Origin of the sequence: Thiothrix eikelboomii, from assembly GCF_900167255.1 — a bacterium.
Classification (GTDB): Bacteria; Pseudomonadota; Gammaproteobacteria; order Thiotrichales; family Thiotrichaceae; genus Thiolinea; species Thiolinea eikelboomii.
In genome coordinates this window covers 65,075-82,168 of the sequence record NZ_FUYB01000014.1, presented here as the reverse complement: position 1 = coordinate 82,168, position 17,094 = coordinate 65,075, and the positions used below count along the sequence as shown (strand labels likewise).

Annotated in this window: 13 protein-coding genes; 11 read left to right on the top strand and 2 right to left on the bottom strand. The window is 43.2% G+C overall.

Features of this window, described 5'->3' with window-relative positions; translation table 11 throughout:
- The first annotated feature begins 170 nt into the window (after nucleotides 1–170).
- Genes B5D50_RS13445 through B5D50_RS13435 form a run of 3 tightly spaced genes read left to right on the top strand, consistent with a single transcriptional unit; the run spans nucleotide 171 to nucleotide 4,476 of the window.
- The gene (locus B5D50_RS13445) at nucleotides 171–1,391 is read left to right on the top strand and encodes an ROK family transcriptional regulator (RefSeq protein WP_078923154.1); all 1,221 of its coding nucleotides are present in this window, start codon (nucleotides 171–173) and stop codon (nucleotides 1,389–1,391) included.
- The gene (locus B5D50_RS13440; protein WP_078923153.1) at nucleotides 1,388–2,824 is read left to right on the top strand and encodes a di-heme oxidoredictase family protein; all 1,437 of its coding nucleotides are present in this window, start codon (nucleotides 1,388–1,390) and stop codon (nucleotides 2,822–2,824) included. Before B5D50_RS13445 ends, B5D50_RS13440 begins: the two co-directional genes overlap by 4 nt.
- Nucleotides 2,824–4,476, top strand: coding sequence for a CRTAC1 family protein (locus B5D50_RS13435; RefSeq protein WP_078923152.1), 1,653 nt, complete (start codon nucleotides 2,824–2,826; stop codon nucleotides 4,474–4,476). The genes B5D50_RS13440 and B5D50_RS13435 overlap by 1 nt, the downstream gene beginning before the upstream one ends.
- Before the next feature lie 45 nt (nucleotides 4,477–4,521).
- Here the strand turns inward: B5D50_RS13435 and B5D50_RS13430 are convergent, their stop codons facing one another.
- Both B5D50_RS13430 and B5D50_RS13425 read right to left on the bottom strand, forming a co-directional pair.
- Nucleotides 4,522–5,028: an anthrone oxygenase family protein gene (locus B5D50_RS13430; protein ID WP_078923151.1), complete on the bottom strand. Its 507-nt coding sequence runs from the start codon at nucleotides 5,026–5,028 to the stop codon at nucleotides 4,522–4,524.
- A 79-nt stretch (nucleotides 5,029–5,107) separates the two neighbouring features.
- Nucleotides 5,108–5,683, bottom strand: coding sequence for a Crp/Fnr family transcriptional regulator (locus tag B5D50_RS13425; protein ID WP_078923150.1), 576 nt, complete (start codon nucleotides 5,681–5,683; stop codon nucleotides 5,108–5,110).
- 102 nt (nucleotides 5,684–5,785) lie between these two features.
- Here B5D50_RS13425 and B5D50_RS13420 point away from each other — a divergent pair, with 102 nt between their 5' ends.
- The 8 genes from B5D50_RS13420 (at nucleotide 5,786) to B5D50_RS13390 (ending at nucleotide 17,082) form a co-directional block, all read left to right on the top strand.
- Nucleotides 5,786–6,568, top strand: coding sequence for a 3'-5' exonuclease (locus B5D50_RS13420; protein ID WP_078923149.1), 783 nt, complete (start codon nucleotides 5,786–5,788; stop codon nucleotides 6,566–6,568).
- Nucleotides 6,569–6,660: 92 nt separating this feature from the next.
- On the top strand, nucleotides 6,661–6,825 hold the full coding sequence (locus B5D50_RS20360; RefSeq protein ID WP_159448640.1) for a hypothetical protein: 165 nt from the start codon (nucleotides 6,661–6,663) through the stop codon (nucleotides 6,823–6,825).
- A 46-nt stretch (nucleotides 6,826–6,871) separates the two neighbouring features.
- On the top strand, nucleotides 6,872–8,209 hold the full coding sequence (rlmD, locus tag B5D50_RS13415) for a 23S rRNA (uracil(1939)-C(5))-methyltransferase RlmD (protein ID WP_078923148.1): 1,338 nt from the start codon (nucleotides 6,872–6,874) through the stop codon (nucleotides 8,207–8,209).
- A gap of 6 nt (nucleotides 8,210–8,215) precedes the next feature.
- Nucleotides 8,216–9,592: an AAA family ATPase gene (locus B5D50_RS13410; RefSeq protein WP_078923147.1), complete on the top strand. Its 1,377-nt coding sequence runs from the start codon at nucleotides 8,216–8,218 to the stop codon at nucleotides 9,590–9,592.
- On the top strand, nucleotides 9,585–10,163 hold the full coding sequence (locus tag B5D50_RS13405; protein WP_078923146.1) for a retron system putative HNH endonuclease: 579 nt from the start codon (nucleotides 9,585–9,587) through the stop codon (nucleotides 10,161–10,163). Before B5D50_RS13410 ends, B5D50_RS13405 begins: the two co-directional genes overlap by 8 nt.
- On the top strand, nucleotides 10,132–12,183 hold the full coding sequence (gene ligA, locus B5D50_RS13400; RefSeq protein ID WP_234975881.1) for an NAD-dependent DNA ligase LigA: 2,052 nt from the start codon (nucleotides 10,132–10,134) through the stop codon (nucleotides 12,181–12,183). The genes B5D50_RS13405 and ligA overlap by 32 nt, the downstream gene beginning before the upstream one ends.
- Before the next feature lie 131 nt (nucleotides 12,184–12,314).
- Entirely contained in the window at nucleotides 12,315–13,559 is a 1,245-nt protein-coding gene (locus tag B5D50_RS13395; RefSeq protein ID WP_078923145.1) for an alanine--tRNA ligase-related protein, read from the top strand.
- A 274-nt stretch (nucleotides 13,560–13,833) separates the two neighbouring features.
- Nucleotides 13,834–17,082 (top strand): sensor histidine kinase, encoded by a 3,249-nt coding sequence (locus B5D50_RS13390; protein WP_078923144.1) that lies wholly within the window; start codon nucleotides 13,834–13,836, stop codon nucleotides 17,080–17,082.
- Nucleotides 17,083–17,094 lie beyond the last annotated feature (12 nt).

Genomic DNA, 17,094 nt, shown 5'->3' with positions numbered 1-17,094 from the left:
CCAAAGAGATGTGCAAATTACGACTGTTGTTTGACGTTTGACTATTTTATTTAAGTCTCGAAAAAAATAGTGACGCAAAAAAAATCCTGTGTCAATATACTTTTTAAATGATTTTCGTTGGCAGCAACTGCATTTAGTTTGCGAGTCAAACTATTTAGGGAGGACGCTTGATGCCTGTACTAGTCCGCACGGATGATGTGAGACGTCAGAATACCAGATCCATCATCCAAGTCTTAAGACGGCATGGTTGTGTCTCACGTACTGAGATTGTGGAATATACCGGTTTATCACCTGCTACCGTCTCTACGATTACTTCGGGTTTGATTTCAGAGGGGTTATTGCTGAGTCGTTCTGAACTCAGTCAAAGCCAAGATACCGTCAATCGCCGTGGCCGCCCGCGCATCACTTTATCTTTAAATCCACAAGTCGGCTGTATAGTGGTGATGGTTCTATCCATTAATAAACTGACAGCTTGGCTACAAGATTATTCTGGGGAGATTTTGGCCAAAGCCGATGACCATTTTGAGTCACGCCAAGCCTCCTTAGCGGATTTTGAGCATTATTTGCTACGCATGGTGACTCGCCTCATGAGTCAACTGACCACGAACCCAATACCTTTACGCTTTATTAGTATCGGCGTGCAAGGTGTGGTGGATGCGGGCGGCCAGACAATGCTGTGGTCACCCATGACTCAGCTGCTCGATTTGCCTTTAGGGGAGTTGCTTCACCGCGCCTTTAATGTACCCGTTTGGGTGGCCAATGATTGCAATATGGCGGCTGAGGCTTTGCATTGGCAAGATCCCGCCCGTTTTGGGGACGATTTTGCGGCTATTTTGCTTGGCTCGGGGATTGGCATGGGCTTAGTGCTTAAAGGTCGCCGCTTTATTGGTCGGCAATCGTCGGCCGCTGAGTTTGGACATATGGTGCATGCCTCGGATGAGGGCGCTTTATGCCGTTGTGGTCAATACGGTTGTGTCGAGGCCTATGTAGGCGATTATGCTATTTGGCGGCGGGTATCTGGGGCGGATGAACAAAGTCTGCCTGTTGATGAGATTGACCCAACCGCCATGATCGACTTAGCTCGACGCGCCCATGAAAATGAAGGGATTGAGCGTGCAGCCTATCGTGAAGCAGGGCGGGCTTTAGGTAAAGCTTTACGCAGTTTATTTGCCTTAATTGATCCGATCACGATTGCTTTTATTGGTGGTGGGGTGCGTGCTTTTGATTTAATGGAGCCGGAAATTCGTAATGCTCTGCGACATAATGGCAATATGCTAGAGGCCAGTGAGGTCAGTTTCTATTGCTATGAAGATTCACAAGAACTCATTCATTTAGGTTGCGCGATGACGACTTTGCAACGGCTAGATCGGACGATGGGAGTAGGTGGGTGAAGGCTAAGTATTCAGTGGTCTCCGTTGCCTTAGTGGTCTTGGCGTTATTGGCAGGGAGTGGTTTAGTACTTGCTGAGGTCGTTACTGAACATGAGCCTTGGCAGGATCAACATTTACAAGCGGATTTTCAGTTACCCACTGGCGCAGTTTCACCGGAGGAATTAGAACGTATTCGTGAGTATGGTGAGCAGCTGTTTAAAGCTCGCTTTACCCGTGAAGAGGGTGCAGGCCGCCCCAAAGCCACGCAAGCGATTATTCCAACTAAGCGTAAGCGGGTTAGTGAATTTACCTTTAGTCGTACTGCGGGCCTAGATGCAGCGGCTTGTGCGGGTTGCCATAACGAACCTAAATTGGGGGGCGCTGGGGATTTTGCAGCCAATGTATTTGTTTCCGAAGGCTTTGTGAATGCCGATTTTGATAGCCTTGATCCACAATTTTCGAATGAGCGCAACTCCAATCATTTATTTGGCGCAGGTTTAGTTGAATTGCTCGCCCGTGAGATGACTACTGAATTGCATCAACTGCGTCAACAAGCATTGCAACAGGCACGTCGTACTCAGCAAGCAGTCAAGGTCGAATTACGCACGAAAGGGGTCTCCTATGGCTATCTCACTGCTGAGCCTGAGGGCGTGGTCGATTTAACGGCCTTGCAAGGGATTGATACGGATCTGATCATTCGTCCTTTTAGCCAAAAGGGTGTCTTTGTTTCCTTACGCCAATTTACGATTAATGCGATGAATCAACATCACGGTATGCAAGCCATCGAGCGCTTTGGTGAGCGTTGGACGGGGGAGGCAGATTTTGATGAAGATGGGATTAAGAATGAAATGAATGCGGCTGATATTTCAGCTTTGGTCGCTTGGCAGGCCAGTTTGCCACCGCCGATCCAACAGCAGCCAGCAGACCTAAAATGGCAGCAAGCGGCTGCTAGAGGTGAACAGATTTTTCATAAAATTCAATGTGCTAGCTGTCATATCCCTGCTTTACCTTTAAAAAGTTTAAGCTTTACAGATCCCGGTGGTTGGGATCTGGCAGGAACTTTGCGCCAAGGTGAGCAGGCCGACGCTAAGCTAAGTTATGATTTTGCTTTGCAAACTTGGGCTAAGCAGTTGAAGCGTAACGAAAAAGGTGAATTTTTGATTCCGCTGTTTGGGGATTTAAAGCGCCATGTGATTGCAGATGAGAAAGTAGCTGCTTTAGGCAATGAATTACTCTCTCAACGATTTGTAGAGCGGGATCAGTTTATGACTTCTGAATTATGGGGGATCGCCTCCACTGCGCCTTATGGTCATCGTGGTGATCAGCTGACTTTAAATGAAATTATTCAGGCGCATGGGGGGGAAGGGCGTGCCGCTCGTGATGCCTATCTTGCCCTTAACGATACTGAGCGTTCCTCTTTGATTGCCTATCTGAAAACTTTGGTTATCGAATAATGCAAGCCTTAAAAATTTTACTAGCGACTAGCGCTTGTTTAGTCGCGCCTTGGCTTTATGCGGAAGAGGCCAAACCCAGTTTGCAGGCCGCGCCGATGGATCTTCCTGTGTTGCAGGATGAAACTGCAAGTTCGGGAATTAATCAGCAGTATACCGGACCTTGGGAGTTTTTCGTTGGGGGTGGTTTGGCGGTATTAGATTGCAATCAAGACCGGATGCCGGATGTATTTATCGCAGGTGGCGAGCAGCCTGCCAAACTGTATATCAATGCCAGTCAGCCGGGTCAGGCTTTAGTCTTTAAGCCCCAAAGCTTAGAACTTGAAGAACAGGATCTTAAGCAAGTCACTGGGGCTTATCCGCTGGATATAGATAATGATGGTTTCCAAGATTTGGTTCTGCTCAGGGTAGGGCGAAATATTTTGCTCAAAGGGGGCGCCGATTGCCGTTTCACTAAAGCCAATAAACTGTGGAGTTATGAAGGTGGCAATGCTTGGACGACGGCGTTTGCAGCGAGTTTTGAACAAGGGCAGAACTATCCTAGTTTAGCCTTTGGTAATTATGTGGATCGTTCCGCACCGGGTTCACCTTGGGGGACTTGTCATGAAAATGATTTATTTCGCCCTAGCTCTAAAGATCAACCTGATTATCATGAACGCACGGCTTTAGCCCCCGGTTTTTGTGCTTTATCCATGCTATTCACGGACTGGAACAAAAGTGGCGAGTTGTCTTTACGCATGACCAATGATCGCCAATATTATCGAGAAGGTGAGGAGCAACTATGGCGTGTCCCAGCGGATAATCCACCAAAACTGTATAGCCGCAGTGACGGTTGGCAGCGTGTGCTTATTTGGGGGATGGGTATCGCCGAAGGCGATCTAGAAGGGGATGGCTTCCCTGAATATGCTTTAACTTCAATGGGCGATACACGCTTACAAGTGTTAGATGACGAGGCGGAAGAAGATCGACCCATCTATAAAGATATTGCCTATGAGCGCCAAGCGACTGCACATCGCCCTTATACGGGCGAGGATTTACGCCCATCAACCGGTTGGCATGCTGAGTTTGATGATGTCAATAATGACACTAAACTTGATCTCTTCATTGCTAAAGGCAATGTCGAAGCCATGCCTGATTTTGCGGCCTTTGATCCTGATAATCTCTTGCTGGGGCAGTGGGATAAGAAATTTTACGAAGCAGGACTGGCGGCTGGTATTGCTTTACCTAGGCATGGGCGCGGTGCCAGCCTGCATGATTTCAATGCGGATGGTTTACTCGATTTGATGGTAGTGAATCGTAAAGACCCGGTGAGTGTCTTTCGGAATTTAGGGGCGAAAACCGCTCAAGGGACACAGTTGATGGGGAATTGGTTGCAAATCGAGCTTGCACAACACGGTTCAAATCGAAATGCCGTGGGTGCAACGATTGCGATTAAAACCGGTGTACCCTCACAAATTCGGCGTATCCAAGTCGGTGGCGGACATGCTTCGGGTGAGTCGGGATTTGTACATGTCGGCTTAGGGGTGGCTGAGCGTGCGACTATCCGCATCCAATGGCCGGATGGCCAATGGAGTGCAGAATATCGAGTGTTTGCTAATCAGTTCGTGCTGATTAAAAAAGACGATCCGCAAGTGCGCTATTGGTATCCGCAATAGAGCTATCATCTCGGCCGTTGATGGCTCAATCGGGCTAGCTAAACTTTAGCTGGCTCGCATACTACGCCCAACTAAGGCAAGCAAACTGAGAGCAAAAGCTAAGAAAGAAATCAGCACTCGCCAAGCATTCGCCTTATTCCAGCTTTGTCGTGTCGCTTCCCAATCGCTCGGCAGAAATTCTGGATTCCACGATTCGGTATAGTAGTTGAGCGGTAGATTCACGAATTTAGTGAAGAGAATAATGCCAACAATATACAGGATTGCCGCACTCGCCAGTAGCCAAAAACTCGGGTTGCGATAGTGGCGGTAATTCAAGATCAGTGCTAGCACAGCTACTACTGCACTGCCGAAAAAGAAACTGAAAAACATCGCATGACGCACATTCACATTAAATAAAGACTGTACACGCGCATAACTAGCGCCATCTAATTGTGCCGTGGCTAAGTTGACATTGAAGGTATAAGTCCAGAAGAAGCCTGCCATAATACCAAACATTAAAATGGCTAAAGCAAGGCTAGTATTTTCTAGCAGAGTGTAGGGGCGGTTTTGCATAGCAGGGGTCATCCTAATCATGAAGATGCCGACAGTATTTCCGAGTTTTTTAAAGCTCACCTTATCAAATGATAAGACCTCAAGATTTATTTAAATTCGTGCGCAAGCGTGATAAAGACACGTCCGTTATTCCTAAATAACTCGCTAATTGTACCAAAGGCACGCGCTCAGCGAGTTCAGGATCATGCTCACAAAAAGCTTGATAACGTTCTTTAGCGGTTAGACTTAACAGATCATGTTCACGTTGTAATTTATGATCCACCAACTTGCTGAGGAAATGACTTTGTAGCTGAGTCCAAACCTGTTGTGTGCTCAAAATGGAGATGAATTGCTTAGCAGGGCATTGCCATAAACTACAGTTTTCAAGGCAACTCATGCCAAAGAGTGAAGTTTGCTGCTGCATCGTCGGCGTTAATGGACCAATCAACTGACGCTCACGATAAAAGTTTTTATTAAATTCTTTGCCGTCAGGGCGCAGAAAATAGAGGCGAATTAAGCCTGTTTCAATTAAATAAACCTGTTGCCAGCGTTCATTCTGGCGTAACAGCACCTCACCACGTTGATAGTGTTTGAGGCGAAACGATGGCTTGAGTACAGCCAGTGTTTCAGCCGTTAAAAATGGGCAAGCGCTTTGTAAGAGTTGAATGGATAACATAAGCGCTATTGTGCAAACTACAGGCCAAACTACAAGAGCTTTTCCTCCTAAGCTTCGCTTGTTGTATGATGAGCGACCTTTGCACAGGCAGGATGAGGCCTTATGAATACGCTCGTTTTTGACATTGAAACCGTTCCCGATATTGAGGGTGGACGTAAGCTTTATGATTTAGGTGATTTAGAGGAGAGTGGTGTTGCCAAAGCGATGTTTCATCTGCGTGCACAAAAGACGGGTGGTTCAGAGTTTTTAGCCCATCATTTGCAACGGATTGTAGCGATTTCGGTGACGTTTCGGGGGCGTGGAGATGAATTTAAGGTTTGGTCACTCGGTGATGAAAAAGCCAGTGAAAAGGATATTCTCCAACGTTTCTTTGATGGGATTGAGCGCTTTACGCCGACCTTAGTCTCTTGGAATGGCAGTGGTTTTGACCTGCCCGTGATTCACTATCGTGCCATGCTGCACAAATTATCGGCTCCCCGCTATTGGGATTTGGGCGATGAGGATAGTAGTTTTAAGTGGAATAATTACATTAGTCGCTATCATCTGCGCCATACGGATCTGATGGATTTGCTAGCTTTATACGGTGGGCGTGCCAATGCCCCTTTGGATGAGTTAGCTACTCTTTATGGCTTCCCCGGTAAAATGGGCATGGATGGCTCAAAGGTTTGGGAAGCTTTTCAAGCAGGCAAACTCGCCGAAATTCGTAATTATTGCGAAACGGATGTGCTGAATACTTGGCTAGTGTATTTGCGCTTCCAATTGATGCGGGGGCAAATTGATCGGCAACGCTATGACAGCGAATGTGTGTTAGTGCGCAAAGTGTTAACCCAATCGGGAAAGACACATTTGCAAGCCTTTGAGGCGGCTTGGGAACAGGATGCGTAAAAGATAAAGCAGTTTAGCGAGCTTAATCCTGATAAAATTAAGCACATAGTGATTAAGCAAGCTACATTCCAAGCCTGTTGGAATATGTCATCGTGCATCAAGATAATCCGCATGTACAAATTTACCGTCGCCGCAGGGCTTGGCAAGTTGAGCATTTTTTTGCAGGGGATGAGTTTAGTTTGGAGTCGATCGGTTTAGTGATGCGTGTGGAGCAAATCTATCGGAAAGTGCGGAAGGAAGTGGGCTTAGCCCCTTAAGTTTTTTCTATTCAATCTATCGTTCAAGTTGGTTAGAGGTTATTGAGTGAGTCGTCGTCAACATAAACCCCGTGGTGTTCAAAATAGTCCCTTAGTCGAGGCCGAAATTACAGCCTTAACCCTTGAGGGTAAAGGTGTGGCGCGAGTCAATGGCAAAACCGTATTCATTGAGGGTGCTTTGCCCGAAGAAAAGGTCGCTTTCCGCTATACCTCCTACAAGGCTAATTATGATGAAGGTCGCGTTGAAACTGTCCTTACTGCCTCGCCAAATCGGGTAGAGCCTAAATGCCAGCATTTTGCAATTTGTGGCGGCTGTAGTTGGCAGCATATTTCACTGGATGCACAAATTCGTTATAAGCAACAGATTTTATTAGATAATTTGCAGCATATTGGCAAGGTTCAACCAGCGACTCTATTTGAGCCTTTAACGGCTGAGGGTTGGGGCTATCGACGTAAAGCACGTTTGGGTGCGCGCTGGGTGCGTAAAAAGCAGCAGGCTTTAGTTGGGTTTCGAGAAAAGAATGGGGGTTTGCTCGCGGAAATTTCGCGTTGTGAGGTGCTGCATCCTTTAGTCGGCGAACGGATTACTACCTTAAAAGATTTAGTAACTAGCTTGGATGCCCGTGACAGTTTGCCACAGATTGAGGTGGCGATAGGTGATGATGAAGTCGCTGCTTTGGTGGTGCGTCACATGGAAGCTTTATCCACAGGTGATTTAGATAAGCTGCTGAGTTTTGCCCGTGAATTTCAGTTCGAATTATATCTGCAACCGGCGGGACCACAGACGGTGCATAAAGTTTATGGTGAGCGTAGTTTGGCGTATACGCATCCGCAGTTTGATACACGGGTGCAATTTGAGCCGCTCGATTTTATTCAAGTGAATCAAGCCTTAAATCGCAAAATGGTGATGCGTGCTTTGGAGCTGTTAGAACTAAGGTCGACGGATACGGTGCTGGATTTATTCTGTGGTCTGGGTAACTTCACTTTACCCTTAGCTCGCCAAGCCGAGCAAGTAATTGGGGTTGAAGGTGATCTAGCAATGGTCGAGCGTGCGCGGGCTGCAGCGCATGCGAATGGTATTCATAATACCGATTATTATGCCTGCAATTTAATGAGCGACGCTTTGAGTAAAGAGGCTTGGCTCAAGCATCATTATGACCGTATTCTGCTCGACCCGCCACGTGCAGGTGCGAAAGAGCTGCTGCCATATTTGGGCAAACTCAAAGCCGAACGGATCGTCTATGTGTCTTGTGATCCAGCCACTTTAGCGCGGGATGCGGGCGAATTAGTGCATACTCAAGGTTATCAACTGCTGGGTGCGGGCGTGATGGATATGTTTCCACATACAGCGCATGTGGAGTCGATAGCGGTATTTGTGAGGTGAGTTCTGATGGATGAGTTAGCAAGGATTCCTTATCGTCTTGAAGGTCTTGAGTTGTTTCAAGTGGGCGTATTTGAAAAAACACGCTTTGATTTTAAGCCGATAGAAACCTTAGAGGCCGATGCTAACAAGGCTGAAATTCACTTACTCACTGGACCTAATGGCAGTGGTAAAAGTACAGTACTTTATGCCATTTCAGATATTTTTAGAGGCTTTTCAGACGAGCCAATAATCAGTAGGCGATTTAAGGATAATGAAAGCTATGTCTGTTTTAAGTTTAATAATAAGGCTGGCTTGTTAGCACGAAAACCAATACAGGGTATTGAGATATTTGGTAGTTATCTTCCAATGTCTTCAGATGAGAGGTTAGGTAGATTTGTAGGTTATGGAGAGGGTTTCGAAAGCTTATTAGGTAAGTACAAAGCATATGCGTCTATATATGATCCACGTAATGTAGGTTCACAGAATACTTTTTCTTTTGCAGTATTTGCTTATTCTGGTTTACGTAGTTTGCAGCAGTCAGAAATAGGCGCTATTCAAGAGATTTCTACACCTCCATTTCAACAAGCACTATCTTTCGATCAAACCGTGCGTCCTCAACTATTATTACAATGGATCGCTAATAATCGTGCTCAAGCTGCATTGGCGCGTGCAGATGGTGATATGAGCGATGCCAATCAATATGATCTTGCACTAAAACGCATAACTAATTTAATTAAAGAAATTTGTGATCTAGAGGTTGAATTCAAACTTGAGCGTTCACCTTTAAATGTATCCTTGGTTGTCAATAATGCTCCGATTCGGTTTGACGGCCTACCAGATGGACTTAAATCTATTATTAGTTGGGTTGCCGATCTTTCTCTGCGTTTAGAAAGTATACCTTGGAAAGATAAAGAAAAAGATGTCTTTTCCCAACCCATTATTTTGCTCTTAGCTGAAATAGACATTCATCTGCATCCTAAGTGGCAACGCCGTATTCTTCCTGCTGTGCAGAAGTTGTTACCCAATGCGCAAATTTTTGCATCGACACACTCTCCGTTTGTAGTCGGGTCTGTAGAAGATGCTTGGGTTTATCAATTGCCAGAGGCGAATCAACAAGCTACATCGGGTGTTATTGAAGGTATTCCTTCGGCCGCAGGTAAAAGTTATCAGCTAATCTTAGAGGAAATTTTCGGGGTATCCGAAGAGTTTGATATTGAAACTGAGCAGCTATTTGCTGATTTCTATAAAGAGCGTGATCTAGTTATTAAAAACAAACAAGTAAGTGATCAGTTTTTAGAGCTTGCTAAAAAAGTTTCAAATCGTGGTGAGGAAGCACAGTTTATTATCGAGCGTGAGTTGCGGCAAGTCTCTCGACTAATTAGTCAGGAGATCATACTTGCGTAAATTAAATCGTTTAGAGCCACCTGCTTGTTTAGTTGAAAACTATTGGGTGTGGACACAAGATTTTGTATTAGCTCGGCAAGAAAATCCTTCATTTTCCTTCAGTTGGCGTAGTAAAGCCTGTTATCAGGGGTTACGTCAGGTTTTATCCACGATGACCCAAGGCCGATGTTCATTTTGTGATGGTTCGGTTGGTTCTGAAAGTCGAGAAACGGTAGAACACTTTCGACCTAAAAGTCTATTTCCTGATTTGGCTTATACTTGGAGTAATCTTTTCGTTTGTTGCGATGTATGTCAAGGAAAGGGTGATAGCTTTGATGAGTTACTCTTAAAGCCAGATGAGCTTGATTACTCATTTACTCGCTATTTTGTTAATAATTATAAAACGGGTGAAATAGAGCCAAATCCAGCAGCTAGTGAAGTCGATCAGAAACGTGCAGAAACAACTTTAAAGCTTTATCAATTAAATAAAGAAACCCGTAAGCTATTCCGAATACGCGAGTTAAAGCGGTTCAACTATAAACCTGAAGAGGATTCAATTGATGATTTCAATTACCGCTTCTTCTTGGAATAAAAATATGCAATCAATACAAGAACAAATCGAAGCCTTACGCACTCAAATTCGCCACCACAATCATCTGTATTATGTGCTCGATGATCCGCAAATTCCTGATGCGGAATATGATCGGTTATTTCGTGAGTTACAAGCTTTAGAAACTGAGCATCCTGAGTTGATTCGCTCCGATTCACCGACGCAACGGGTGGGAGGGGAGGCATTAACCGAGTTTGGTAGTATCAGCCATGAATTACCGATGTTGTCTTTGGCGAATGCGTTTAGTGAGGCAGAGCTGGAGGCTTTTGATCGGCGTATTCATGAACGTTTGCAGGATGAGACGGAAATTGAATATGTCGCTGAGCCAAAATTGGATGGTTTAGCAATTAGCCTTTTATATGAGCAGGGTGTATTGGTGCGGGCTGCCACACGCGGTGATGGTGAAACCGGCGAAGATGTCAGTGCTAATGTTCGCACGATACCCTCTGTCCCTTTACGTTTATTGGGTGAGGATTATCCCCGTCGCTTAGAAGTACGTGGTGAGATTTATATGCCCAAGGCGGGTTTTAATAAACTCAATCAAGGTTTAGCGGCCGAAAATTTAAAAACTTTTGCCAATCCACGGAATGCAGCGGCGGGAAGTTTACGCCAGCTTGATCCACGGATTACTGCTCAGCGTCCCTTAGAAATGTTCTGTTATTCAATGGGGATAGTCGAGGGTGGCAAGCTACCTGATCAGCATGCTGAGATTTTGCAGCAGTTTAAAGCTTGGGGTCTGCGGGTTTGTCCAGAGATAAAAATTGTACAAGGTGCACTAGGTTGCTTGGCCTATTTTAATGAGATCGGTGCAAAGCGGGCGCGATTGCCGTATGAGATTGATGGCGTGGTCTATAAAGTCAATGCCATTAAAACCCAACAAAGCTTAGGCTTTGTCAGTCGTGCACCGCGTTGGGCGCTAGCGCATAAATTCCCAGCACAAGAAGAGATCACTGAACTGGAAGCAGTGGAGTTTCAAGTTGGACGGACAGGGGCTTTAACCCCAGTAGCCCGTTTAAAACCCGTCTTTGTCGGTGGGGTCACGGTGAGTAATGCCACCTTGCACAATATGGATGAAATTGAGCGCAAAGATGTACGTATCGGTGATTATGTGATTGTGCGTCGTGCAGGTGATGTTATTCCTGAGGTGGCACGGGTGGTCTTGGCACAACGCCCCGCTGATGCGCAAGTGATCCGCTTGCCGCCGCACTGTCCGGTGTGTGGGTCTGAAGTGCGGCGCAGTGAGGTCGGTGCGGTCGCACGTTGCACGGGTGGTTTGTATTGCCCTGCACAGGTGAAAGAAGCCATTAAGCATTTTGCTTCGCGGCGGGCGATGAATATAGATGGCTTGGGCGATAAATTAGTTGAGCAGTTTTTTGAGCAGGGCTTAATTCGGCATGTGGATGATTTATATCGTTTAACCCAAGCGCAGTTGATTAGTTTAGAACGGATGGGCGAGAAGTCGGCAGAGAATATTCTTACTGCCATTGAAGCTAGCAAAGCCACTCGATTGGAACGTTTTATTTATGCTTTAGGGATTCGCGAGGTCGGTGAATCAACAGCCAAAGTATTAGCACGCCACTTTGGCTCGTTAGAAGCTTTGCAAGCCGCTAATGAAGAAACTCTCAAATTAGTCACCGATGTGGGTCCGGTGGTCGCGGCAAATATCGCGGCTTTTTTTCAAGAAGAGCATAACCTCAAAACTATTAATAACCTCCGTGAGTTAGGTGTGCATTGGTCGAATTACCTAGCCCAGCCTGCAGAAGCCTTGCCACTAGCGGGTAAAACCTATGTGATCACCGGTAGTTTAAGCCGCCCACGAGAAGCTATTAAAGCAGATTTAGAAACTTTAGGGGCGAAAGTTTCAAATAGCGTCTCAAAGAAAACGACTGCTTTAATTGCAGGTGCAGAGGCAGGCTCTAAATTGGAAAAGGCCGAGAGTTTAGGGGTATTGGTCTTGGATGAGGCGGCTTTATTCGATTTATTGGCCGAGTTTATGGGGTAGTGAGGCGGTTGGGTATTGGGTTTGTTGCTGTTTTAGTGGAGATAATTCTGGCAGAATGTTTATAATCATCTGCCTAAGGAAATAAATGGTTGACCTGCTTCCATTTTTCCACCCCATCTAAGCGAGCATTCATGACCGGATTAGCCGAAACTCATCTAACGACGGTGCAAGCGATTAGCTCTGCCTTTGAGCTTAATTTTGCACAGCAGGGTTTTTCTGTTCTCCAGCCTTCTTCTTTGTTGCATAAGAGTGTGCCACATTCATTTGTGATGAGTGCGGGTTTGGTGCAAATTGAAAATGAATTAGTACGGATTCGCCACGAATATGGCGACCGCTTTGTATTTACCCAACCCTGTTTTCGTTATTTCGATATGGCAGCAGTGGGTAAGGACAGCACACATTTAAGTTTATTTCATATGTCGGCGGCTTTTCATGTTGGCTCAAGCGCACGGGAAACGGTGCTTCCCTATCTTTGGCAATTTCTGACCGAGGTTTTACAGCTTGACCCAGCACGCCTTTGGATTAGCTATCTGGATGATAAAACACTAGGCAAAGATCAGGCGAGTTACCAGTGTTGGCGGGATTTGGGTGTCACCGAGCAACGCTTAGTGGGCTTATCAGCGGAGTCTAATTTCTGGCGGCAAAAAACTGCCGGACAGGTCATGTTAGATGGTAAAAAATGTGGCCCACATACCGAAGTATTTTATGAGCGCCCTGAAATAGCTTGCCAGCATCCACAAAATTGTGGTCTCACCTGTGATTGTGGGCGCTTTGTGGAAATCGCCAACTCCTTATTTATTGAAAAATACTTAAACGAGGAAGGCGGTTTAATTGATAACCCTGAGCCATTTGCAGAAACCGTGATTGGTAATGAGCGTCTTGCCATGCTCCAGCAACAGTTGGCGGATATTCATCAACTGCATGAGTTCCAGCCTTATCGTTCGATCCTCCTTGATTTATTGCAGCGCCAGCATCCGCATGATTGGGCATTTTATCTACCGAATATCCATGTGATTCAGGATCATTTACTGGCTTTTGTGACTTTGGTGGAGCATGGAGCACCCGCTCCGGGGCAGAGTGGTCGGGCACGTATTATGCGGAAGTTAGCACGAGCAGCTATAGGAAACATGGTGGTGATTAAACTTGATAGTTTATTGCTAGAACAGGTGCTATTTGAAGACAAGCAAGCAAAGGCATTGCAATATTTATTAGAGGAATATAGAAAACTTATGAAGGTCTTGGAGAATGCGAAAAGTAAACTGGATGATTGTATAAAAATAAACCCAACTACAGAATTAATAATGAAAAAAAAGTTATTAGCTCAGCATGGGGTACCTAAAGTATTGATTGATTATGATCCAATGTGGGAATTATAATGTTATTTTGAGTTCCCATCAGTTTATCAGAGTCGTATTTACGTCTGTCGATTCTTTTTGACTTTCAACGAAGTGTTGGTCTATAGCATGATTAAGGCGCAGTGGAGTTTTAATACTCGGCAAAGTACAAGTTTTGCCTCGTCGCTATGTTGTTTTTATGCTTACTCTGTCAGCTCCCCTTCATCGCCCCTACAACCTGCAAGCTGCCAAGGATTTGTTCTGAATCTTGACAGGATTGTCAGATTTGTTCATCCATAAGTATTTAGGTTAAATAATGAACGAAAATAATATTAATCAAAGCACAACTCAGGGTAAAGAGAAGAAAGAGAAATGGGAAGTGGTCGCAGATGTTTTAGATCATCTTCAGAGTTTTGTTATTACAGAGCGAGCCCCGAGAGCTCGTGACGTTATTAAAAACACTGCACAATTAATTACTGATAGAGTTAAGGATTTTTCTATTCCTAACCTGCAATTCTCTATTATATATCAATCTTATCGTGATCTTACCTTAAATGTAGAACTTGAGCGTGGTCAGGTCATACCTGAGACTCAGACCCTTGCTCTTGAAGCATCGGCACTGAGCAGTTATCAAGACCGTATTGAAACAGTTGTGGCAACAGGTGTAGTGGATAGTTCTACTAGTAACTACTTGATAGTACCTATGCGCCTCGATCCAAGAGTCCAAGCTATAGACGGGCAAGATATTCCGCCGCATCGAGTGGTTGGGGCGTTTTTATTAGAGTCCGATAAAGAATATGTTTTCCAAGAAAAAGATGCTCGTTTATTTGATCGTTTTTCTGATGGGTGTGCTGTTCTAATTCAATTAGGTGATTCTAAAGCTAGAACTGAAGTGACTAATAAACTACATAGTGAGTATTTAGGAAGTATTGGACAGTTCAAATCAGAGCTTGAAATATTTAAGAAACTAGTAGATTCATTGACGAATAATGAGATTCGCTATTCTTATGCAGTTAGTGAAATTAATATATTACTCTATCACTCTTTTTATCAAGATCAATTATATATAGTTTGTGAAGATGGTGAGTTGAAATCTGATTTCAGAAAAGAAAATTCTTACTCCTCTGACTCTGATAAAATAAAGGGTTTATTTGGCAACCATGAGGCTGCTAATGATATCATCGAGTTTACGTCTAGTAATTATCCTTCTAATATTATTGTACCCATTTTAGTACATAATGATAATAAAATTGGCTATCTTATCTTGCGTACTCAGCAGAAAAACGCCTATCAAAACGAAAAAAACCTTCTAAGGCGAACAGCAGGATTTTTAGCAGCAACCTTGCGTAGCTTTCGGCATGATACTTGGGAGCAGCAACTAGATAGGTTTTTTATTCAATATATTGAGAATAATGTTGAAGATGAAAAATCTTGGACAGATCTTGATAATATCAAGAATGAAAAATCTCAAGCAGATGAAAAGTTATATAATGCAGTGGTGAGAGTGCTTGAGCATATTTATGGTTCAGTGGAGTTAGCTATTGTTTATTTAAGCCTAGAGGATAAAACGCCTACATTTACTTTTAGGCATGGTGAAAACTGGGATGAGGTTAATTTACTTACTGAGCTTAAAAAATATATTAATGAACTTAATCTTGAGCCATTTCATAGCGAAAATAAGCAGTATTATATATACAGCATTACTGCTGAAAGTGGACGAATAACTAATTTTGTTATTATAAAAATAACTCGTGACTCAGTGAAGACTACGCATAGATTCATCCAGCATCTGCTAGCAATGGTAGGTGTTAAGCAATCCTTTATGCGGAAGAAAGAACGATTAATCAGTTTGACAAAGTTTGGTGAAGCTATTACTAACGAGCCTAATATAACGCTAGAACGAGCCTATGAGCTTGCGTATAAGTATATTAAAAAGGTTATGTCGACTACTAATATATATATAGCTCTGTTAAATAAAAAAAATCAAGAAATTACTTTTCCCTTATTTAAGAAAAAAAATGAAAAAACAGGAAAGATAGAGGATGTTTTTGTCAAACCACGTGTTTTTGATCATGCAGCTGGAAATTTACCACGAACTGAGTATATTCTCGCCACTAAAAAACCAATCCTAATCAATACTAAGGAAGAGTCCATTGAATGGTATCGAGATCACGGTGATAGTGAGCAGCTTGGTGACCCATTTGCCTCTTGGATTGGTGTGCCGATTATAAGTGAGGGTGAGGCAATTGGGGTTATTGCTGTTTACCATCCGAGTACTGAGTATTTATATACGCCAGAGAGTGATGGGGTGTTTCTTGAAAATATAGCTATAAAATTTTCTAGTTTGTTGGTGAAGGTAGATTTGGATGAAAAGAATAAAGAATTGGAAATATTAAATGAAAACTGGAAAAGAACAAATAGAAAACTAGAGGATGCGCAGTTAGAAATACTAGAAAAAGAAAGTTTGATAAACTCTTCAATTATTGCTCAAGATCTGACACATCGCTTAAATAATTCGCTTGGCTCTCTCGATATAAATATTGAGCAGGCAATTGATGATATTAATTTAGCAATTAAAAATAAAAAAATAGATCACTTGTATCGGACTTGTAATGAGTATTTGGCTGATGCCAGTGGTGTTGTAAAAATTCTCATGAATGAAACAAAAGCAGTTGTTAAATCAGAACCTAAAGATATTAATTTAAGTGAGTTAATATTTAAATTAATCAAGCAAATTAAAATTCAAAAGCGAGTTGATTATTGTGAGTTTTACCTAAAGCTTGAAGAGGGTTTAATTGTAAATGCAATTTACCAAAATTTGGTGAATTGCATTTATTCAGTGATAGAAAACGCTGTTGATGCGGTAATCGAAAAGCATAATCTTCTTTATGATGGGTTGTATGTAAAAATTGTCACTGAGAAGGTTAATGATTATGCCGTAATTGAGGTACAAGATAATGGTATTCCTATACCATTTGAAATAAAAGAAAGCATATTTAATCGAGATATTACTGGAAAAGAGTATGGAACTGGTTATGGTCTGTGGCGTGCTAGATCCTTAGCTAAAACTATGAAAGGTAGTTTAGTTTTGCTAGATACTGGCGATGATGATGTGAAGTTATTCCGTATGGAGTTTCCTTGTAAGAAAATTGATAAGAATTTAGTTTTAGTGGTTGAAGATGAGATAGCATGGCGAAATATTTTATATCGTTGGCTTACTGAGTTTGGTTTTGAGGTTCAAGCTTTCGGTAGTTATGAAACAGCAGTTAACTTTATCCAAAAAATGGAGGTTGAAAGAAAAATCATAAAACTAGCTATGTTGGATATAGCATTAGATCGTCTAGAGCCATTTGATGTGTCTGGGTTAGAGCTATTTAATGAGTTAAAAAAATATAAAGATACTAAAGTTTTAATACTGACTGCATTTCCAAAAAGAGCCAAACATTATGAGCATGATATGCGTATCATAGAAAAAATAAGTGAGCAAGGTACATTAACAAAATCTAGACTGCAAGAAGAATTAAGGTCTATTGGGTTGCTTGAGAGTATCAAAAATGAAAACTAGGTTGTAGTTTAT